The organism is Clostridium sp. X (assembly GCF_055755365.1).
The window spans coordinates 535,312-555,705 of the sequence record NZ_CM146912.1 but is presented as its reverse complement, the minus strand read 5'-3'; the positions used below and the strand labels follow the sequence as shown (position 1 = coordinate 555,705).

Below are 20,394 nucleotides of genomic sequence, written 5' to 3'. Positions count from 1 at the left end.
CTTAGACTTTTAATTTTTTTTATTTTTGATTTTTATCTTTTGCCTGTTTAATAAGAGCTGTACCATACCCCATAGGGCATACCTGACACCAGCTTCGAGGTTTAAATATAATACCCATAAGAACCCCTACAGCTAAAGATGACATCATAAGTCTAAATACAGCAAAGGCAACTTTATGAGGAACAAAGCCAGAGTGGATAAGAGATATAGTAAACATAATCAGCATTAAGCCTAATAGTATATTCTTTACTTTTTTTACTTCTTAGATAAGATGGCATGTTATTATCTAAGGATATATGCTTAAGAAAATTTCCTAATAGAGAACCTCTAGGACAATAATGAGAACAGTGGATTTTACCTCTTCCTCTTATTGCATGATACAAAGGTACTGTTATGCAAAGAAACCCTAGAAAGCCAAATCTTATATCAAGTATAGACAATACAATAAAACTAATCATAATAATCCAAGACCATTTCATATGAGATTTTCTTTTTTTCATGATAAACCCTCCTATAATTAATATATTTAACTTTGAGGATTTAATACCCCTATGGGGTATATTATATAATTTTATCAAAAGAATATCAAGTAGTTTTTTATCAATTGACAAGAGGAAAATTATACTATAGAATAAATATCATATGATATGTATCAGATGATATTTAAAAGTGAGGGAATTATAAATGCCACCTAAGATAAAGATTACAGAAGATGATATTCTTAATGCAGCAGTTGAAATAACAAGAGAAAAAGGGATAGCTAGTGTAAAGGCTAGAGAAATTGCTAGGTCTTTAGGCTGTTCGATTCAGCCAATATTTAGAAACTTTGAAAATATGGATAAGTTAAAAAGGGATTTATATAAAAAGGTAGAAAATATCTTTGATGACTATATGATACATGGAGAAGAGCGACATAAAAATCCTTTTTTAGGAGTAGGATTACTCTATACTGATTTTGCTAAAAAAGAGAGAAATCTTTTCAAACTACTTTTTATGTCCGATGAATTCAAAGGCAGAAGTATATTTGAAATGATAAAGAATAATGACAATAAAAAAAGATTAGGAATGATATCGGAAATAACAGAGCTTAATTCAGAGAACATTGAGCAGTTATTCGTTGATATATGGCTAATGACTCATGGAATTGCCTCAATGATAGCTACTAACTATTGTGATTTTACAGAAGACCAAATAGTAAAAATATTAATGGATTCATTTTGTGGAATTAAATATCAATTAAGCATACAGGAGAAAAGGCTAGAATAATAGAATTCTAACTAACTTTTTATATTGAAGGGGTGTGTAATATGAAATTACTAATACATGATTTACAAGAAGAAAAAGCTAAAGAGTTATTACCAAGTACACTAGATAATATAAAAATAGTATCTAATGATAACACTATTCATAATTGCATAGGATGTTTTGGATGTTGGGTAAAAACCCCTGCTGTTTGTGTAATACGAGACAAATATGAGAACATGGGAGAATACCTATCAAAAAGTCATGAAGTTAATATCATTAGTGAATGTTTTTATGGTGGATTTAGTTTATTTATAAAGAATATAATGGATAGAAGTATTCCATATATACATCCATATTTTTCAATCAGGAATGGAGAAATGCACCACAGACGAAGATATGATAATAAGTTTAATTTAAATATATGGTTTTACGGTGAAAATATCACGGAACGAGAAAAACAAACAGCAGAAAAACTAATAAAGGCAAACGCAATTAACCTAGATTGTAGCAGTTGGAAGGTTACATTTATTCATGATATTGGAGAAATAAAAGGATTTATGGGGTAAGGGGTGTTATTATGAAAATAGCTTTAATCAATGGAAGTCCTAAAGCAAAAAATAGTGGATCTGAATATATAGTACATACATTAAAGTCTTTATTACCTAAAGAAAATGAAATTATAGAATGTAATCTTAGAACAGCTAAATTAAGTAATGAAGAGCTAGAACATATAGTACAATGTAATGTACTAGTGTTTGCATTTCCCTTATATTTTGATGGAATCCCTTCACATTTAGTAGACTGTCTTTATCAAATAGAAACATATTTAAAAACAAAATTAATTCATAAAATAACTGTATATTCTATTGTGAATTGTGGATTTTATGAAGGGCAGCAAAATAGCATAGCATTAGAAATAATGAAAAATTGGTGTGAAAAAGCAAAGATTAATTGGGGACAAGGACTTGGTATTGGTGGAGGCGGAATGCTGCCAATGTTTGCAAGCATTCCAGAGGGAAAAGGACCTAAAAAGAATTTTTCAGAAGCAATAAAAACTATTGCAAATAGTATATATACATGTACTACAGGAGATAATATATATATATCACCAAATTTTCCGAGAGTTATATATAAGTTGGCAGCAGAAATGGGTTGGCGTCAGCAAATTAAGGCAAATGGATTAAAAAAGAGAGATTTATTTACAAAAAAATCTTGACATTGTTTAATCATAGATGTAAAATAATATAAAATTTAATAGTTCGCTAAATCTTATCAAGAGCGGCTGAGGGACTGGCCCTATGAAGCCCGGCAACAGCCAGTTTAATTTATTTAAACTGGAAATGTGCTAATTCCTGCAGGAGAATTTCCTGAGAGATAAGAAGCATGATTATCATTATTAATATTAATTAATGAGCTAACGCATAATCGCTTCTTATAAGATTTAAGAAGCGATTTTTTATTTTACTCATTTATATTTACTGGGGCAGATTAGTAAAGTTGTAACGCGTTAATACATGAAGGTGAGCATTTCTTGGGGAGGATATCATGATAAATATAGCTATACTTGGAAGTGGAACTGTAGGTTCTGGGGTTATAGAGCTTATAAAGAAAAATTCAAATAAATTAAAAGATAGAACAGGCGAAGACATAGTAGTATCAAAAGTACTTGTAAGAAATATAGAAAAATATTTAAACAGTGAGGACTTTGAATTAATAACAGATAATATTGATGACATATTTACTAATAGCCTAAATATAGTAGTTGAGGTAATGGGGGGCATTCATCCAGCTTACGAGTATATAAAGAAGGCACTTAATATGAAAAAGCATGTAGTAACTGCTAATAAAGACTTAATTGCAAAATACGGAGAAGAACTTTTGGACCTGGCTAATAAGAATGACGTTAAATTATACTTTGAAGCTAGTGTAGGTGGAGGAATTCCAATACTAAAGCCTTTAAGTGAATGTCTTGTTGGAAATGAGATAAAGAGTTTACAGGGTATATTAAATGGAACTACTAATTTTATACTATCAAAGATGCATGAAGATGGAATGAAATATGAGGATGCTCTTAAATTAGCTCAAGAACTTGGATTTGCTGAATCTAATCCAGAGTCTGATGTTATGGGATATGATGCTGCTAGAAAATTATCAATACTCTCTACTATATCTTACAATGAAAAGGTTAGTTGGGAAGATATTAAAACAATAGGCATAAATGAAATAGATGAAGTGGATATAAAATCAGCTAAAGAAGCAAATTGCAATATAAAGCTTCTAGCTCTTAGCAAAAATGATGAAGATGGTATATATGCAACTGTAAAACCGGTGATGGTAAGTACATCAAGTCAAATATCAAAAGTGGAAAATGAGTTTAATGGCATATTACTAGATGGAGATGCTGTAGGGGAAGTATTTTTCTATGGAAAGGGAGCAGGTAAGCTTCCGACAGCTAGTGCTGTCTTTGGAGATATTATTGACATTATAGAAAACAAAGGAAAAAAGGTATTTCAACCAGCGAGAAAAAAAGCTACTGTGAAAGATAAGTGGATGTATAAAAGTGATTGGATGCTTAGAATAAAAACTGATGATAGACTAAAGATTATGTGTGATTTAAGTGAGTCTTTCACAAGTTGTTATTTTTTAAATGAAAAAGGAAATGACCAGGATGAGGTAGTAGTTTTTGTACAAAGTGAGAATGAAGTTTCATTAGATCTTAATATAGAGAAGCTACAGAACATAAATAAAATAACAAGCATTAAAAAAATGATGAAATTGGGAACTTCATAGTTCAGTTTTTATATAAATTTAAATTAAGTAATGGGGTAAGGAGGTAGTACAATGCCGATAGTAATACCAGAAAGTCTTCCAGCAGCTAAAATTCTTGCTGATGAGAATGTATTTGTAATGCATGAGGAGAGAGCAATTCATCAAGATATTAGAGCATTAAAAATAGTTATTTTAAACTTAATGCCGACTAAAATACAAACAGAAACTCAAATTTTACGTTTGTTAGGAAATACACCCTTACAGGTGGATATAACTCTTCTTCACATTGAAGAACATAAGTCTAAAAATACTTCAGATGAACATTTATCTAGCTTTTATAAAACCTTTAAGGATATAAAAGAAGAAAAGTTTGATGGAATGATAATAACAGGGGCACCTATTGAACATTTAGAGTTTGAGGAAGTTGATTACTGGAATCAATTAAAAGAAATAATGGATTTCTCAACTACAAACGTTACATCTACACTGCATATATGTTGGGGAGCTCAAGCAGGACTTTATCACCACTTTGGAATACCAAAATATCAACTTGGAGAAAAGATGTTTGGAGTATTTCCGCATAATGTGCTAGGTGAAGGAGTAATGCTTTTAAGAGGTTTTGACAATAAGTTTTATGTACCTCATTCAAGGCATACTGACGTTTCAAGAGAAGATATAGATAAGGTTCCAGAGCTTGAAATATTGTCAGAATCTGAAGAATCAGGAGTATATATGGTTATATCAAAAAATGGGAAACAAATATTTGTAACAGGACATTCTGAATATGATCCATTAACCTTAAAGTCCGAGTATGATAGAGATATTAATAAGGGATTAGATATAGAAGTACCTAAGCATTACTTTGCAGACGATAATCCGAGTAATGAGCCTATAGTAAGATGGAGAGCTCACGCTAATTTATTATTTTCAAATTGGCTTAACTACTATGTTTATCAAGAGACTCCTTTTAGGTAATAGGTAAGAGAATATTAAGGTACTAACTTTGAAAATATAATTTTATAGAATTACAGCTACACTAAGTAAAGTGCAGGATAATAATATATCCTGCACTTTATTGCTTTATTATCTAATACTTCTAAAACTGCATCTAATCTGGTAAATAATAATATTCTCTTAAATTTGACAAAAAGTTATAATATATAATTGATTTATAAAAGGTAATATATACCAAATACAATATATCTTAAGCTAAATTTGATGTTTAAAAAAATAGACAAGCGTTTTAATTAATAGTATAATTTAATTAAAAAAATACATAGGAGGAATAATTATGAATAAAAGGTTAAAAGTTTTATTAACTGCAATAATTGTATGTACATTCATATTACCGACTAGTTATGCAAGTGCTAAGCCTAATAATGTTAAAAATATTATTACTAATAAGGTAGAGGTTAAAGAAAAAGAAAGTACAAAAAAAGAGGATTCTAAAGGAAAAGATAAACAAGAGAATAAAAAAAATGAGAAATTAAATAAACACTTATTTAAGATGACAGATGTAATTTTAAAACGCATAAGTTCAATTGAAAAAGAAACTCTAAAAATAGAAGATCAAATAAAAAGTTATTTCGAGGTTGGAATATCTACTACAGATAATAGTGAAGAAGATAGTATAGATGAAAACACCACAGAAACAAATGTTTTAGAAGAAAGTGCAGAAACTTCAGAAGAAAATATAGTAACTGAGGAAGTCTCTGAAGAAACTGAAGAGGCACAAGATGAAGAAGTAGAAGCAGAGGAAAACCAAGACTTAGATGAAGCGGTAGAAGATACTGAAGAATCGAATGAAGAAGTAGTAATAGAAGATGAAGAAGAATTAGAAGATGAAACTCAAGAATCAGATGAAGAGATAAGTGAAGAAGAACAGGAAGAACTTGAAGAAGAGCTTGAAGATGCAGAGGAAGAATTTGAAAATGAAGACAATGGTAAATATAATAGTTTCTATGGAAAGCTAAATGCTCAGCTTAATAAGCTTAATAGTGTAGTTAATAAATTAGATTCTTTAAGCAAAAGATATGGGGAAGAGAATGAGGAATTAATAGACGCTTATGCTCAAGTTGAAGGTATGAAGGAAAAGATAAATTTACTAATCAGCGACTTAGATGCAAAACAAAGTAGCGTTGTAAAATCAATAAGAGAAAACAAAAACAAAAAAGTAATTGAGCCAAAGAAAGATGTAGCTGAAAATAAAAGCTGGCAAATCACTTTTAGTAAAGAATTAGATTCAGAAACTGTAAATGGAGAGAATATAGTTGTTTCTGATGCAGAAGGAAATATAGTTGCAGTAGATATAAGCTACAATTTAGAAAATAAACAGGTATTAATTAAATCTTCAGAAGGTTTTGAATCAGGAAAAACTTATTATTTAAATATATCTACTAATGTTAAGTCAGCTGAAGGCAATAGTTTAAGTGAAGCTATAGAGATGGGATTCACAATAAATTAGACTTAATAAATGTATAGTCCACAATTAAGGTTGTGGATTATTTTTTTAAAATAATAATTAGTAGTTATTATTTAATTTAAATCACATAAAAAGGTTTGCTATTTGGATACACTAAAGTCAGGATAAAAGAAAGTTAAAATATAAGTTAAAGTGAGGATGATTGAATATGAAACTCCAAAATATTAAAGATAAAATAGTTTATTCAGAAAAGAGTGTAACAAAAAGGTTATTATTTAGTGAAGATAAGGTTTTAAACTTTGTACTTAATTTAGTACCAGGGCAAGAAGTTCCACCACATACACATGAAAATAGTGATTTAGTAGTATACGTTATTGCAGGAGCAGGAGAGGTTACGTCAGATGGGAATGCTCAAGAAGTTGCAGTAGGAGATGTTGTATACTTTACTGGAGAAGAGTTATTTTCAATGAAGAATAACAAAGATGAAAACTTATCTTGTTTTGTTGTTATAACACCAAGACCTAAGCTAGAAGCGTATTCAAAAGAAGTAGGAGAATAATATACTTAAACAAATATTATTTATAAAAAGTTATTCTTAAAAATAAATTTAAAAACAATAATTCGTAACAATAGGTACGGATTATTGTTTTTTTCTCCGTTATAATCTAAATTGTAAACTGATTACTTGAAAAGAATATTAATTAAAATTTAAATATAAGAAAGATTATAACGGGGGGGTCAAATATGAGTATGTTTTGTTATCAATGTCAAGAAGCAGCTGGTGGAAAAGGTTGTACAGTTAAAGGAGTATGTGGTAAATCATCAGAGGTTGCTAATCTGCAAGATCTTTTAGTTTATGTTGTAAAAGGTATTTCTATATATAGTACAAAAGCAAGAGAATTAGGAGTTACTAATAGTAAGGTTGATAAATATATAGTAGAAAGTTTATTTACAACTATTACTAATGCTAACTTTGATAGAAAAGATTTAGTAGCAAGAGTAAAAGAAGGATTAGCTTTACGTGAAGAAATAAAGAAGCAATTAGAAAAAGCTGGTGGGAAGGTTAACGGAACATCAAAGGAAGAAGCAACATTATTCTCCAAGATAAAAAGAGTTCTGGGAATAATTCCTAAAGAAAATGATAATTTACATGATGCAGCACTATGGTTTGGAAATAATGAAGAAGAATTAAAGAAAAAGTCAGAAGTAGTTGGAATTTTAAATACACAAAATGAAGATATAAGATCTTTAAGAGAACTTTTAATATATGGATTAAAAGGTATGGCTGCATATATGAAGCATGCATATAACCTAGGCTTTGAAGATCCAAACTTACATGGATTTATGCAAAAGGCTTTAGCAGAAACACTAAATGATAAATTAAGTGGTGATGAATTAACAGCTTTAGTATTAGAGACAGGTAAATATGGAGTAGATGCTATGGCATTACTAGACAAAGCAAATACTAATAGCTATGGAAACCCTGAAATAACAAAGGTTAATATAGGAGTTGGAAAAAATCCTGGTATATTAATAAGTGGACATGACTTAAAGGATATGGAAGAGCTATTAAAACAAACTGAGGGAACTGGAGTAGATGTATATACTCACAGTGAGATGCTTCCAGCAAACTACTACCCAGCATTTAAAAAATATAAGCACTTTGTAGGAAACTACGGAAATGCATGGTGGAAACAAGATGTTGAGTTTGAAAGCTTTAATGGACCGATAGTAATGACTACAAATTGTATAGTTCCACCTAAGGACTCTTATATAAAGAGATTATATACTACTGGAGCTACAGCAGTTGAAGGGGTTAAGCATATAGAAAATGGACTTAATGGAAAGGCTAAAGATTTTTCACAAGTAATAGCTCAAGCTAAGAAATGTAAGCCACCAGTAGAAATAGAAAAGGGCGAAATTGTAGGTGGATTTGCTCATCATGCAGTATTAAGTATTGCAGATAAGGTTATAGATGCAGTAAAAACTGGAGCAATCAGAAGATTCTTTGTAATGGCAGGATGTGACGGAAGAGCTAAGAGCAGAAACTATTACACAGACTTTGCTAAAGCTATACCAAAAGATACTGTAATTCTTACAGCAGGCTGTGCAAAATACAAGTACAATAAACTTAATCTTGGAGATATCGGTGGAATTCCAAGAGTACTAGATGCTGGACAATGTAATGACTCGTATTCATTAGCAGTTATAGCTCTTAAATTAAAAGAAGTATTTGAGCTTAATGATATTAACGATTTACCGATTTCATTTAATATTGCATGGTATGAGCAAAAAGCTGTAATAGTATTACTAGCACTACTACACTTAGGAGTTAAGGATATTCACTTAGGACCAACTCTACCAGCATTCTTATCACCAAATGTAGCTAAAGTTTTAGTTGAAAACTTTGGAATCGCTGGAATTGGAACTGTAGAAGATGATATTAAGTTATTCTTAGGAGAATAATAAAATCCCCATTACCACAACAGGTAATGGGGATTTTTGTTTTTAAAAGAAATTCACAAAGCCTTTTCCTTGTACTTCTGATGTATCTGTAATTGATAAGAAAGCATTTTCATCTATTTCGCGGACAAGCTGTTTAATTCTTGGAAGCTGGCGGGGAGATACAATACAATATATAATATTTATCTTTTCTTTAGTGTAAGCACCTTCACCATAAAGTATAGTAATTCCACGCTGAAGTTTGTTCATTATAGCAGGAGATATATCTTTTTCTTTTTTCGTTACAATTATAAGCATCTTTTGAATACTAAAACCCTTAAGAACCCTATCTATAACTGCAGAGGATACATAAATAACTATAAGTGTATAAAGTCCAACTGTAATTCCAAAAAATATTGAACCAATTGTGACAATAACAAGATTAATAGCAAAGCTTGCCATTCCAATATCCATATTATATTTTCGTTTAGCAAGTACACTTATTATATCTATACCTCCAGTAGAACCATTATTGGAAAATACTATACCAATCCCAAGGCCACTTAGAACTCCTCCATAAATGCAATAAACTAGTCTATTTACATCTGACACTGGAGAAAGTAAAAATGTTAGTGACTCTGTTATCATAAGTCCTAGGGATAAACTAAGAGTTCCAATACCAGTAAATAGAGTAAACTTTTTATCTATTTTTAATATGCTTAAGATAAATAGTGGAACATTAAATAATAAAAGTAGTACTCCCATTGGAATGCCAGTTAAGTAGTGGATTATAAGACTAATTCCAGATAAACCTCCACTTAGAAGCTTGCTTGGTATTATAAAAAGATTGATTCCAATGGAGGTTATTACACTACCTACACATATCATTAAGCTTTTTTTTATAAATTCGGTTTTTGACATATTTAAAAAGTCTATACTCATTCTATTTTCTCCTGATAAAAGTCTCGGTTTTCTGTTTATTATGCCCATAACTAAATTTTCTATATGAATAATACTAAGATGTTATAGAAACTATAATAAGTGAATCAAAGATTCTATTAATACATAAGGATTCAGGAGATAAGATATGATTACATTGAGCATAATACACTATACTTATATCTTTATTATTATAGCTATAATTCTAACTATAATAATGAAAAAAGATGTTACTTTAGTGTGCATTCTTGGAATTGCAGTAATTGGATTTTTATACACTTTAAAGCCTATTGAAACAGTTATTATAATATATAAAGCTATTACAGTATCGGGAAGAGAATTTATAGATATCATAATTATAATAGCCATAGTAAATTGTATGTCTAAAGTTCTCAGTGATATAGGGGCAGATGAAATTATGATATCCCCTATAAGTAAACTAATGGTGAACAAGGTTATGACGTTTTTTATACTAGGAATTACTATGATGGTTACATCTTGGTTTATATGGCCTACACCTGCTGTAGTATTTATAGGAGCTATCATGGTTCCTGCCGCTATAAAGGTAGGACTACCAAGAATCTGGGTGGCAGTAGTACTATGCCTATTTGGTAAAGGAGCTGCACTATCTAGTGACTTCTTTATACAAGGTGCTCCAGCTACAACTGCGAAAACTGCTGGAATAGAAGATGTTTTTCAAGTAGTGAAGGCTAGTATACCTTTTTGGAGTGTAATGAGTATATTTGCCATAGGAACTGCATTTATACTTATGAGAATAGAGAAAAAGAAAGTTGTAGTAGAAGATAATACTATAGAAGAAAATATAAATGAAGATAGGAGCATAAAAGAAAAGTATGCGTATAAAGCAAAGATAATTTCTAATTTAACGTTAGCTCTATTTATTTTAGATGTAGTTATAATGTTAATTTTTGATATAAAGGGAGATGAAGCTACTGCTCTAATAGGTGGAACTGCAATTTTAATTTTAGTTATTACTGTTTTTCTAAAGTACAGTCTAAGTGAAGCTTTTGGTGAGTTAAATGGGTACATAAGAGATGGATTCATGTTTGGTATGAAAATATTTGCACCAATAATTATAATAGGAGCATTTTTCTTCTTAGGAAGCGAGGAAACTGCAACTCAAATAATGGGATCAGAGGCTAGAGGTCTTTTAACTGATATAGGTATAGTTGTATCAAATAAAATACCCTTATCAAAGGTTACTGTAGTTTCAATTCAGGCAGTTGTAAGTAGTTTGGTTGGTGTCAGCGGATCAGGCTTTGGAGGAATTCCTCTTGTAGGAACTTTAGCGAAAACTTTTGGTGAATCTATTAATATTAGTGTAGAGAAAATAGCAGCTTTTGGGCAAGTGATTACTATATGGATAGGTGGAGGAACTATTATACCCTGGAGTGTAGTACCAGTTGCTGCAATTTGTGAAGTTAATCCTGTTGACCTTGCTAGAAAGAACCTTATTCCTGTAACAGTTGGTGTAATAGCTACCTTTATTGCAGGTCTATTATGGATTTAATTTTAGAATAAATATCTGTGTTTTACTTAAAATAAGGGTATTACAAAGCATTGCAATGAGGAGGAAGGGAATTGGAAAACAATCTTAGTGATAAAAAGATAAATCTTCTTTTATTTAGTGGAGAATATGATAAGGCTTTAGCAGCACTTGTAATTGCAAATTCAGCAAGAGAACTAGGGGTAGAGGTAACTATATTTTGTGCATTTTGGGGATTATTCTTATTAAGAGATCCAGAGAAAATGACTCTAGAAGATAAAACAGCCTATGAAAAGATGTTTGATATTGCAACACCAAAGGGTCCAGAAGAGCTACCATTATCTAAAATGAATATGGCTGGCATAGGAAAGGCTATGCTTGAGGAGATGATGGAGGAGGTAGAGGCTCCAAAATTAGTAGATTTTTTAAAAGGAGCTAGAAAAAAAGGAGTAAAGTTTTACGGATGTGAAATGTCTGTAAGGGTTATGGGATTTAAAAAAGAAGAGTTTATACCAGAAATGGAGATTATGACTGCAACAGAATACTTAAAGGATGCTCTAAATTCAAATATGCAATTATTTGTATAGTAGATGTTGCAAATAACTTAAAAAATATACTTATTTATATATGAAATGTGGAGAAGGTTATATCTTCTCCACATTTCTATTTGCGTTGTTTAATAAGGCTGCTAACTTATCAGGATAATTTGTGATTATTCCATCAACACCGTAGTTAATAAATTCTTTCATGATAGCTTCATCATTAATTGTAAAGGGATTTATAAGTATTTTAGATTTTTTTATATCCTTTATAATTTTCGAATCATTTACATCGGGAAAGTATGGATGAAGTGCTTCGGCATTTAAGGCTTTAGCATATTCTTCAGGATGATATAAGCCAGCCATATAAAGTAAACCTATTTTAATTCTTTTTGAAAGCTTTTTTATTTTTACTAAAGAGTAGTGATTAAAGCTAGAAACTACAACAATATCTTCTATATTGTAAAATTGTATCATTTCTACAAGTTTTTCTTCTATATTAGGATATTGAACTTCATTGTTTTTTAGTTCAAGGTCAAGGAGTATATTCTTATCTTTTGAAAATTCTATGAGTTCTTGAAGGGTTGGTATTTTAAGTCCCTTATATATAGAAGAGAAACTAGTGCCTGCATTTAGGGTGCAAAGTTCCTCATAAGTATAGTCCTTAACAAGGCCTACACCATCTGTGGTTCTATCTACTTTCTCATCATGAATTAATACAAGTACTCCATCTTTAGTCATTTGAATATCAGTTTCTATACCAGTTGCACCCATTTCTATAGCTTTTTCAAAGGCCAATATAGTATTTTCAGGATAATATCCACTAGCACCTCTATGGGCATAGTTAATTAACATAAACTCACCTCCATTCTAGAATAATTACATTTATTGAATAAAAATATTTATATACTATGTGTTAAATTATTGATTTATTTTAGCTATACTATAATTCTTAAAGCCACTTAAAGTAAGAAGGAGTTGAGATGGAAGATAGAAAATCCATACTAAAAAGCCAGTTATGAAAGAAAGCTCAATATTGCCAATACTCATAGGATAAGCCTCAAAAATATGTGATAAAGCTACATTGATATCACAAAGAAAGAAAAGTACTAAAGCATAAGGAATTAACCCTTCAGACTTTAAAGCAATTAAAAGACTTGTAATTAAAAGCACGGAATAGATTATGGCTATTTTAAACAATCCAGAGTCAATTTTTTCAGGTTTTATAAAATTTAAACTAATGGGAAGTATTACAACTAATATTCCAGGGATAAAAAGGATATCTTTATTTATATTAAACAAAAGAGAGTGTCTAATGATATAAAGTATTTGTACTATACAAAAGAAGAATATTCCTAGCTTGAAAGAATCTAAAAGTAATAAACAAGTATCAGCACAAAGAGTAAAAAATAATGCCCCTTTAAGAAGTCGAGTATTCCACAAAGGATAAACATTGTTACCGATTAGTAGTGAGGTAGTAAAAAATATTACTATGCTACTGTACTTTATTATCCTAGAGTAATAGCTATAAGGGTAAGTATTTAATAAGTCTAAATAAATAAACAAGAAATACATAAGTACGATTAAGAAAAAGTATAAATGTTTTAATGAATGGTTTATTGGGGTATTTCTTATCATAAAAAATCTCCTTAGTATACAGATTTGAATTTTACTAATCTCTAGAGTTAATAAGTAGGGTAACACTATTTTAGCAATCTATGCACATATACAACTAGTATATGTAAAATCCCATAAGAAAATATATGGTATAATTTTATCTGATGACTACCAGCTGTAACACTCCCACTTCTAAAGTGGGAGATAACAGCTGTTAAGTCCCTAGATAAGTTCAACTAGTATTCAGATGTGGTTTCAAACCACACCTGAATTAAGTTTCACTTGATATATAATAATTTGAAGGAGGCTATAAAATGAAAGACTTTGAATATCTTATGCCTACAAAGGTATATTTCGGGAAAGATGTTATAGCTAATAATGTAGAATTAATAAAAAGCTATGGGAGTAAAGCATTCATAATAACAGGAAAAACATCCTCGAAGAAAAATGGATCATTAGATGAGGTCATGACAGTGTTATCTGAAAGTAGTATTGATTATTTTATATTTGATGAAGTGGAGGAGAATCCATCACTAGAGACTGTTGAAAGAGCAGCAATTTTAGGTAGAGAAGAAAAGGTAGATTTTATAATAGGTATAGGTGGAGGCTCACCTATTGATGCAGCAAAAGCTATAGGTATTTTAATTAATAATAAGGATTCTAATATAGATGATTTATTTAGTAGTACTCAGCTAAAGTCAGTACCACTAATAGCGTTACCAACAACAGCAGGTACAGGTACAGAAGTTACTCCTTATGCAATTTTTACAGACCATAAACTAAAAACAAAGAGAAATTTTTCACAAAAGGTATTTCCTGATGTAGCGTTTTTAGATGCTAAATACTTAATTAATACACCAGAAGAAATAACTATAAATACAGCAATAGATGCCCTATCACATCTTATAGAGGGATATTTAGCAGTTAAAGCAAATCTTTTAAGTGATACAGTAGCAGAAAAAGGACTTACACTTTTTAGTGAATGTATGGAAAGTCTTATTACTAGAGATTTTTCCTATGAGATTAGAGAGAAGTTACTTTTAACATCCACTCTTGCAGGAATGGTAATCGCCCAGACAGGAACATCACTACCTCATGGAATGGGATATGCTTTAACTTATTTTAATGGAGTTTCCCATGGAAAAGCAAATGGGATTTTACTTAAGGAATATCTAGAGCTATCTTCAAGTATGAGTAAAGTAAATAATATATTATCTTTTTTAAAGTTTAATAGCCTTAAGGAATTTGGTGCGTTTATTGAAAAACTTATAGGAAGAGAAGTCACAGTAACAGAAGAAGAAATAATGAAATATGCAAAAGCTATGATAATTAATAAGGATAAACTTAAAAATCATCCATCACAAGTAACAGAAGCAGATATAATAAAAATATATAAAAATAGCCTTTTATAGTATAGCTATAAACAGAAGAAAGATTGCGTTATAAATAGTAATGGTCTAATTAAATATTAATGTATTTATATTACATAAGAGAAATAAGTTACCAAGAATAGTTTGTCTACAAATAGCAAATGATATTAAAGAATATTCCATTAATCTTTAACTAAAAGTTAGGGGTGATAAAGTATGAGTGAAAATCTTAAAAATGTTAGAATAGAGAATAGTGAAACAACAGAAAATATAGCAGAGCTTTTAAATATATCAGTTTCAGAATATATAGATAAAGAAAGAGGAGTAATCTCTATGACTAATGGAGAAAAGAGATTGCTTGCAGAGTATTATGGTGTGGATATAAATAAACTGACTTTGTAAATATAGGAGATTATTGTATTTAAAATATTCTATAATATTGGGAAAGCTAGTGACAATCAGATTTTGTCATTAGCTTTTTTTTGTGTGCCCAGCATGGGCAACAACTTGGCGGTGAAAGTCCGCTGTGGGCTTGGTAGTGGGAACCACTAGCCAATGGCAAGGGTGTCCATCGTGAGGTGGAATCTGAAGGAAGCCGGAGGCAAAATCTCGGTCTGAGGTACACAAACTATATGTGAGGCTTACTAGGGATGGACGAGTTTGCAAAACAAAACAAAGTCCAACACTATCCAAATCCTTAGAAGTATATATAGCAGATATATGAGAGGAAGGTTGTTGTTCTTACCTGGGGAGGTCTGATAGATACATCATGAATAAAGATGAATTTCTAAAGTGATAACCTACATAGTGATATGTAGCTGAACTATCAGAAGTCAGCAGAGGTCATAGTATCACGCTAAACGCGTTAGCGTGGGAAGGACTGAACTTTAAGGAGGTTTAGAAATTTTGAAAGTTTCGCAAGATAATCAAAAATTGCAGAAAACTAAATATGTAGGCTCTAGTGCGGAAAATAGAGTGGAACTTGAAGATAAGCAAAGAGTGCATAGAGAATCTTCGGCAACTTCAAATGGAAGAACCAATGAATTTGAATATGGCTCACTAGAAAGAATTTTATCTAGGAACAATATGTTCGCTGCTCTTAAAAGAGTTGTCTCTAATAAAGGTAGTCACGGAGTGGATGGGATGAAGGTTCATGAACTTGAACAATTTCTTAAAACAAACTGGCTACGCGTTAGAGAGGAGATTTTTAATAGTGAGTATAGACCAATGCCGGTTAGAAGAGTTGAAATTCCAAAATTAAGTGGAGGAACTAGAAAGCTAGGTATTCCAACAGTTTTGGATAGACTTATTCAACAAGCTATCGCTCAAGAACTAAACATAATTTACGATGAAGGTTTCTCAGATAATAGTTATGGGTTTAGACCGAATAGGTCGGCAAAAGATGCTATAGAGAAAGCTAAAAGTTATATAACGGATGGTTATAGATGGGTCGTAGATATAGATTTAGAAAATTTCTTTGATAGGGTTAATCACGATATTTTGATGTATAAACTTTCCAAAGATATTAAGGATAAAAGAGTACTTAAATTAATAAGAAGGTATCTGCAATCAGGAATAATGATAGGTGGTATAGTAACTAAGAGTGAAAATGGAACTCCGCAAGGAGGACCACTAAGTCCACTACTTTCTAATATTATGCTAGATGAACTAGATAAAGAATTAGAAAAAAGAGGACACAAATTCTGTCGTTATGCTGATGACTGTAATATATACGTTAAGAGTGAAAGAGCAGGTAAAAGAGTTATGGATAACATAAGTTCCTTTATTGAAAATAAGCTTAAATTAAAAGTTAACGTAAATAAAAGTGCGGTCGAAAGACCTTGGAAGAGAAAATTTCTAGGGTTCTCATTATTCCTAATGTTTGGTAAAGCAAACGCAAAAATATCTGAACAATCAATTAAAAGATATAAAGATAAAATCAGAGAAGTTCTATCAAGGTCAAAACCTATGACATTAGAACAAAGAATAATTAAATTAAACCAAGTAAACGTTGGGTGGATTAATTATTATGGAATAGCTAAATGTAAGGGAGTGACAGAGCAGTTAGATATTTGGATAAGGCAAAGATTAAGAATGTGTATATGGAAACAATGGAAGAAGGTTAGAACAAGATACAAAAACCTTAAGAAATTGGGACTGAGTCACTATCGAGCAATAAAATTCGCCAATACCCGGAAGGGATACTGGCGAACAGCTAATAGTGCTATTTTAAACACAACACTAACAAATCAATTTTTCTCGGACTTAGGATTAAAAAGCCTAACACGTCAATATATTAAAATTCATTCTACTTAAAGAACCGCCGTGTACCAGGCCGGTACGCACGGTGGTGTGAGAGGACGGAAAATAAAATAATTATTTTCCTCCTACTCGATATTAGAGATTATATATTAAATAACTTTAGGAGAAAATAAACTAGTAAGTTATTATAGGAGTGATTATATGAAAACAAATAAACAAATAAAAAAATTAATGTTTTTTTTAATAATTGTAGGAATGCTAACTCTTGTATCCTGCAGTTTTAACAATAACAAGCAAGAACCTATAAATAAAGAAGATGCAGTATTTACTATGATGAGAGTTGAAAGCACTATATGGGGGGCAGAATCAGCTAGAACAGATAATAATCTGACTCTTGAAAATATGATTCAATATGGAATTCAGGATGAATATCTACAAAGGGCAAGATATGAATATGTAGAAAAAAAGTATAGTAAAAAAGAGTTCATGACTACATTAGCGCGAGAGGAAAATATTCATGTATACAGAATGTTAGAATTACTGTCAAAACATAAAATAACTATACCTTCAGATAAGTCAAATGAGTTTTTTTTCAAGTTTCCAAAAACCTTAGAAGATGCTTTTGTACTTCTAATTAAATCAGAGAAGGATAGTATAGCTATGTACGAGAAGTTTTTACAACAAAATGGAGTTCCAGAAGAAGTTAAAATAGTATTTACTAAACAAATAGAGGATTCAAAAAGACATCTAGATATATTAGATGAGGCAATAAAAAATAAAAACAACTAAGGAAATTTATTAAACCAACGAAGAAAGGAAACCTATAATGGCTACTAGATTATTTATAATTGCACTAATACCAGGAATAGTCTTAGCATTTTCAGTATATTTAACAGATAGATATGATAAGGAACCCCCGAGACTTTTAATGAAGGTATTTATTTTTGGAGCACTTTCCGTTATTCCCACAGCAATTGTAGAAAAATTTCTTATGTCTTTTAATATTTTTACAGGATTATTAAGTGCTGCTTTTATGGCCTTTATAGTAGCAGGGCTCACAGAGGAGTTTTTTAAAAGAGAAGTGGTGCTACGAACTGCCTTTAAACATCCAGCATTTGATGAAAAACTAGATGGAATAATATATGCTGGATTTTCTGCCTTAGGATTTGCAACAGTAGAAAATGTAATGTATGTAGTATTTAGATTTTCAGTTAATCCTTCTGTAGGGCTTTATAGAGGAATATTTTCAGTACCTGCTCATTTACTATTTGCAGTAACTATGGGATATTATCTTTCACTTGCAAAGTTCTCAGAAAATCCTGAGAGTTATAGATATTACTTTAGAAGATCATTAATAATTCCGATGACACTTCACGGAATATTCAATTTTATACTAATGTCTAGAGTACCAATTTTATTAGCTCTTTTCCTTCCTTTTGTAATATATTTATGGATAGTAAACTTAAGAAAGCTTAATAAGTATTATGTTGAATCTAGGAATAGACATAGAGCTATGATTAAAGAATAATTAACAAAAATAATTAATAAAAAATATTTAATAAAAAATATTTAATAAAAAATATTTAATAAAAGTACAAAGGGAGATAGATGCTTTGTACTTTTTTAGTTTCAGTTAAATCAATGAAAACTAAAGGAAATTCCAATAGGCAGTGCAAAATATAATTTGTTCTAAAAGAGTATAAGATTTTATAATATAATATTGGTAAGTAATTTTAAGGAGATGCTTCTTAGTAATGTTTGATAATAAGGCAATTATACCTTTATATGTAAATGAAAATCTATTAAATAATCTATTCACTGTTGTTGTACAGGAATATGTTCAAATCAAAACTATTAGCTCTAGGTGCCAACAAGTTGTAAAGATCTCAACCCCACTGGCTAATGTGTTTAAAGGACAATACCTACAAGGGAACTTTACTATTGAAATATTAGATGAATTTATTAAACAAAAAACTGAGGAGAAAATCTCAAAAACTATAGTAGTTCTACTAGAAACCAAAGGGATATTAGAAGCAAATAATTTATTAAAAAGAGTGGCCACAGTTGAGGATGTGAATAACTTAAAGGAAAATGATTATGTAGAGTTTAAGTCTCCTCTTAACAAGAATGCAGAAATGGAGCATATGGAAGAGATAATTAAATACCTAGAGATGAAAGATATCTTTTCTCCTGGTGATAAAGAAAATAATAAACAAGTTCTATCCATGATGAAAAGTTACTATGAGGATTGGAAAAATTCTAGGTGTTTAAAGTTTGTTTCGGGTTCTTTAGCTGGCTCAAATGCAAGAGCAATAGTACCCATACAACTAAAATATATGCAAGACAATTTAGATTACTTATATAACAATAATGTTACTATAATGGGAAAAGTCATGAAGTCTACAAAAAATGATGCTGCCAACTATGTAGATTTATCTAGTGGAACATATTATGATTTTCTAGATGAGGGTCACTTTAAGGGGTTTAGAGAAAAGTTTTTAAAGGATGCACCTATTAATGGAAAGTATAAAAGTAGCTATCTAAATGACGAAACTTCACTTATGGAGATACTTCCAATAGCTATGTATATTTAAAGGGCATGTTATGTGCAGATAGGTTTCACTTTAGAACTGCTAGCTTTGTTCAAATCCATCCTACACATAACATATCCTTTAAGAACACTATATGAAGGAAATTATGATTTCCTATTTTAATAAATAACTACAGGTGTTCCAATAGGGACGGTAGTATATAATTCTCTAGCTTCACGAGGACTTATTTTTATGCTACCATCTTTTTTTTCTGCTGATTTTAAGGGTAAGTTTCTTGCTTTATGAATCCCGTGTACTCCATAGGGAATATTTAGAGCTAGGAAGTACCCCCCAAACTCTTTGTGGATAGGTAGTTTTTTTATTATTCTCCAAGAACCTTTAAAAGGGTGCTTTAATGGCTTATTAATGAATACAATATATTCTCTTATAATCTCATTATTTTTAAATAACTTAAGTTTTTCATTCCTTGTGTCGATTTCAATGGAGTAAGTATTTCCTATAATATTACTAGTCATTTTATCACCTCTTTATAAATAGCTTATTCTTCTCTATGTAAAATGGTTAAAAAGGTTTAAAAAAAGATAGTAATATATCTAAAAGGGGATAAGTTTAGTATTAAATCGGTAAAATGTTCCTTAGCTTAAGTAAGCGATTCATGGTATAATGATTGTATAAATAAATTCTACTTTTCCTTTTCAGGTTACGTGGAATTTTTTTATTTATTTAGATT

At 30.5% G+C, this 20,394-nt stretch carries 21 protein-coding genes and 1 riboswitch; of the genes, 16 read left to right on the top strand and 5 right to left on the bottom strand.

The window, feature by feature from the left end; genetic code table 11:
- Positions 1 to 173: 173 nt before the first annotated feature.
- The gene (locus ACX0KU_RS02705) at positions 174 to 500 is read right to left on the bottom strand and encodes a hypothetical protein (protein ID WP_472991390.1); all 327 of its coding nucleotides are present in this window, start codon (positions 498 to 500) and stop codon (positions 174 to 176) included.
- Between the two features lie 184 nt (positions 501 to 684).
- Here ACX0KU_RS02705 and ACX0KU_RS02700 point away from each other — a divergent pair, with 184 nt between their 5' ends.
- The 8 genes from ACX0KU_RS02700 to hcp all read left to right on the top strand — a co-directional run bounded on the left by ACX0KU_RS02700 (position 685) and on the right by hcp (position 8,902).
- Entirely contained in the window at positions 685 to 1,266 is a 582-nt protein-coding gene (locus ACX0KU_RS02700; protein ID WP_472991389.1) for a TetR/AcrR family transcriptional regulator, read from the top strand.
- A gap of 41 nt (positions 1,267 to 1,307) precedes the next feature.
- Positions 1,308 to 1,811, top strand: coding sequence for a flavodoxin family protein (locus ACX0KU_RS02695; RefSeq protein ID WP_472991388.1), 504 nt, complete (start codon positions 1,308 to 1,310; stop codon positions 1,809 to 1,811).
- Between the two features lie 11 nt (positions 1,812 to 1,822).
- Positions 1,823 to 2,461 carry an NADPH-dependent FMN reductase family protein gene (locus tag ACX0KU_RS02690; RefSeq protein WP_472991387.1) on the top strand — a complete coding sequence of 213 codons (639 nt, stop codon included), beginning with the start codon at positions 1,823 to 1,825 and terminating at the stop codon, positions 2,459 to 2,461.
- A gap of 50 nt (positions 2,462 to 2,511) precedes the next feature.
- Positions 2,512 to 2,626, top strand: a riboswitch (SAM riboswitch).
- A gap of 164 nt (positions 2,627 to 2,790) precedes the next feature.
- Complete coding sequence (locus ACX0KU_RS02685) at positions 2,791 to 4,035, top strand: homoserine dehydrogenase (RefSeq protein ID WP_472991386.1); 1,245 nt, start codon at positions 2,791 to 2,793, stop codon at positions 4,033 to 4,035.
- A gap of 51 nt (positions 4,036 to 4,086) precedes the next feature.
- Complete coding sequence (gene metA, locus ACX0KU_RS02680) at positions 4,087 to 4,989, top strand: homoserine O-acetyltransferase MetA (RefSeq protein WP_472991385.1); 903 nt, start codon at positions 4,087 to 4,089, stop codon at positions 4,987 to 4,989.
- 316 nt (positions 4,990 to 5,305) lie between these two features.
- Positions 5,306 to 6,478: an Ig-like domain-containing domain gene (locus ACX0KU_RS02675; RefSeq protein WP_472991384.1), complete on the top strand. Its 1,173-nt coding sequence runs from the start codon at positions 5,306 to 5,308 to the stop codon at positions 6,476 to 6,478.
- A gap of 166 nt (positions 6,479 to 6,644) precedes the next feature.
- On the top strand, positions 6,645 to 6,995 hold the full coding sequence (locus tag ACX0KU_RS02670) for a cupin domain-containing protein (RefSeq protein WP_472991383.1): 351 nt from the start codon (positions 6,645 to 6,647) through the stop codon (positions 6,993 to 6,995).
- 185 nt (positions 6,996 to 7,180) lie between these two features.
- Positions 7,181 to 8,902: a hydroxylamine reductase gene (gene hcp, locus ACX0KU_RS02665; protein ID WP_472991382.1), complete on the top strand. Its 1,722-nt coding sequence runs from the start codon at positions 7,181 to 7,183 to the stop codon at positions 8,900 to 8,902.
- A 42-nt stretch (positions 8,903 to 8,944) separates the two neighbouring features.
- Here hcp and ACX0KU_RS02660 read toward each other — a convergent pair whose 3' ends face one another.
- Positions 8,945 to 9,820 (bottom strand): YitT family protein, encoded by an 876-nt coding sequence (locus ACX0KU_RS02660; RefSeq protein WP_472991381.1) that lies wholly within the window; start codon positions 9,818 to 9,820, stop codon positions 8,945 to 8,947.
- Between the two features lie 145 nt (positions 9,821 to 9,965).
- Here ACX0KU_RS02660 and ACX0KU_RS02655 point away from each other — a divergent pair, with 145 nt between their 5' ends.
- A complete protein-coding gene (locus tag ACX0KU_RS02655; protein WP_472991380.1) occupies positions 9,966 to 11,348 on the top strand; it encodes a TRAP transporter large permease subunit in 1,383 nt (460 codons plus the stop codon).
- Between the two features lie 71 nt (positions 11,349 to 11,419).
- Positions 11,420 to 11,911 (top strand): DsrE/DsrF/DrsH-like family protein, encoded by a 492-nt coding sequence (locus tag ACX0KU_RS02650; RefSeq protein ID WP_472991379.1) that lies wholly within the window; start codon positions 11,420 to 11,422, stop codon positions 11,909 to 11,911.
- A gap of 57 nt (positions 11,912 to 11,968) precedes the next feature.
- Here the strand turns inward: ACX0KU_RS02650 and ACX0KU_RS02645 are convergent, their stop codons facing one another.
- Both ACX0KU_RS02645 and ACX0KU_RS02640 read right to left on the bottom strand, forming a co-directional pair.
- Complete coding sequence (locus tag ACX0KU_RS02645; RefSeq protein ID WP_472991378.1) at positions 11,969 to 12,718, bottom strand: glycerophosphodiester phosphodiesterase; 750 nt, start codon at positions 12,716 to 12,718, stop codon at positions 11,969 to 11,971.
- A gap of 66 nt (positions 12,719 to 12,784) precedes the next feature.
- Entirely contained in the window at positions 12,785 to 13,165 is a 381-nt protein-coding gene (locus ACX0KU_RS02640) for a hypothetical protein (protein WP_472991377.1), read from the bottom strand.
- Between the two features lie 629 nt (positions 13,166 to 13,794).
- On the opposite strand from ACX0KU_RS02640, the gene ACX0KU_RS02635 reads away from it, so the two are divergent.
- From ACX0KU_RS02635 to ACX0KU_RS02610, 6 genes are all read left to right on the top strand, one after another.
- Positions 13,795 to 14,892 (top strand): iron-containing alcohol dehydrogenase family protein, encoded by a 1,098-nt coding sequence (locus tag ACX0KU_RS02635; protein ID WP_472991376.1) that lies wholly within the window; start codon positions 13,795 to 13,797, stop codon positions 14,890 to 14,892.
- A 174-nt stretch (positions 14,893 to 15,066) separates the two neighbouring features.
- On the top strand, positions 15,067 to 15,252 hold the full coding sequence (locus ACX0KU_RS02630; protein ID WP_472991375.1) for a hypothetical protein: 186 nt from the start codon (positions 15,067 to 15,069) through the stop codon (positions 15,250 to 15,252).
- 504 nt (positions 15,253 to 15,756) lie between these two features.
- On the top strand, positions 15,757 to 17,166 hold the full coding sequence (ltrA, locus tag ACX0KU_RS02625) for a group II intron reverse transcriptase/maturase (protein ID WP_472991374.1): 1,410 nt from the start codon (positions 15,757 to 15,759) through the stop codon (positions 17,164 to 17,166).
- 147 nt (positions 17,167 to 17,313) lie between these two features.
- Entirely contained in the window at positions 17,314 to 17,901 is a 588-nt protein-coding gene (locus ACX0KU_RS02620) for a ferritin family protein (RefSeq protein ID WP_472991373.1), read from the top strand.
- Positions 17,902 to 17,938: 37 nt separating this feature from the next.
- Entirely contained in the window at positions 17,939 to 18,640 is a 702-nt protein-coding gene (locus ACX0KU_RS02615; protein WP_472991372.1) for a PrsW family intramembrane metalloprotease, read from the top strand.
- Positions 18,641 to 18,866: 226 nt separating this feature from the next.
- Positions 18,867 to 19,706, top strand: a complete 840-nt coding sequence (locus ACX0KU_RS02610; protein ID WP_472991371.1) for a hypothetical protein — start codon at positions 18,867 to 18,869, stop codon at positions 19,704 to 19,706.
- A 116-nt stretch (positions 19,707 to 19,822) separates the two neighbouring features.
- Here the strand turns inward: ACX0KU_RS02610 and ACX0KU_RS02605 are convergent, their stop codons facing one another.
- A complete protein-coding gene (locus ACX0KU_RS02605) occupies positions 19,823 to 20,179 on the bottom strand; it encodes a L,D-transpeptidase (RefSeq protein ID WP_472991370.1) in 357 nt (118 codons plus the stop codon).
- Positions 20,180 to 20,394 lie beyond the last annotated feature (215 nt).

What these genes read in the sequence shown, in the direction of transcription:
- ACX0KU_RS02605 (WP_472991370.1), bottom strand. Translation starts at nt 20,179, where the DNA reads ATGACTAGTAATATTATAGGAAATACTTACTCCATTGAAATCGACACA.
- ACX0KU_RS02675 (WP_472991384.1), top strand. Translation starts at nt 5,306, where the DNA reads ATGAATAAAAGGTTAAAAGTTTTATTAACTGCAATAATTGTATGTACA.
- ACX0KU_RS02685 (WP_472991386.1), top strand. Translation starts at nt 2,791, where the DNA reads ATGATAAATATAGCTATACTTGGAAGTGGAACTGTAGGTTCTGGGGTT.
- hcp (WP_472991382.1), top strand. Translation starts at nt 7,181, where the DNA reads ATGAGTATGTTTTGTTATCAATGTCAAGAAGCAGCTGGTGGAAAAGGT.
- ACX0KU_RS02700 (WP_472991389.1), top strand. Translation starts at nt 685, where the DNA reads ATGCCACCTAAGATAAAGATTACAGAAGATGATATTCTTAATGCAGCA.
- ACX0KU_RS02695 (WP_472991388.1), top strand. Translation starts at nt 1,308, where the DNA reads ATGAAATTACTAATACATGATTTACAAGAAGAAAAAGCTAAAGAGTTA.
- ACX0KU_RS02690 (WP_472991387.1), top strand. Translation starts at nt 1,823, where the DNA reads ATGAAAATAGCTTTAATCAATGGAAGTCCTAAAGCAAAAAATAGTGGA.
- ACX0KU_RS02630 (WP_472991375.1), top strand. Translation starts at nt 15,067, where the DNA reads ATGAGTGAAAATCTTAAAAATGTTAGAATAGAGAATAGTGAAACAACA.
- ACX0KU_RS02705 (WP_472991390.1), bottom strand. Translation starts at nt 500, where the DNA reads ATGAAAAAAAGAAAATCTCATATGAAATGGTCTTGGATTATTATGATT.
- ACX0KU_RS02655 (WP_472991380.1), top strand. Translation starts at nt 9,966, where the DNA reads ATGATTACATTGAGCATAATACACTATACTTATATCTTTATTATTATA.
- ACX0KU_RS02645 (WP_472991378.1), bottom strand. Translation starts at nt 12,718, where the DNA reads ATGTTAATTAACTATGCCCATAGAGGTGCTAGTGGATATTATCCTGAA.
- ACX0KU_RS02610 (WP_472991371.1), top strand. Translation starts at nt 18,867, where the DNA reads ATGTTTGATAATAAGGCAATTATACCTTTATATGTAAATGAAAATCTA.
- ACX0KU_RS02660 (WP_472991381.1), bottom strand. Translation starts at nt 9,820, where the DNA reads ATGAGTATAGACTTTTTAAATATGTCAAAAACCGAATTTATAAAAAAA.
- ACX0KU_RS02635 (WP_472991376.1), top strand. Translation starts at nt 13,795, where the DNA reads ATGAAAGACTTTGAATATCTTATGCCTACAAAGGTATATTTCGGGAAA.
- metA (WP_472991385.1), top strand. Translation starts at nt 4,087, where the DNA reads ATGCCGATAGTAATACCAGAAAGTCTTCCAGCAGCTAAAATTCTTGCT.
- ACX0KU_RS02670 (WP_472991383.1), top strand. Translation starts at nt 6,645, where the DNA reads ATGAAACTCCAAAATATTAAAGATAAAATAGTTTATTCAGAAAAGAGT.
- ACX0KU_RS02620 (WP_472991373.1), top strand. Translation starts at nt 17,314, where the DNA reads ATGAAAACAAATAAACAAATAAAAAAATTAATGTTTTTTTTAATAATT.
- ACX0KU_RS02615 (WP_472991372.1), top strand. Translation starts at nt 17,939, where the DNA reads ATGGCTACTAGATTATTTATAATTGCACTAATACCAGGAATAGTCTTA.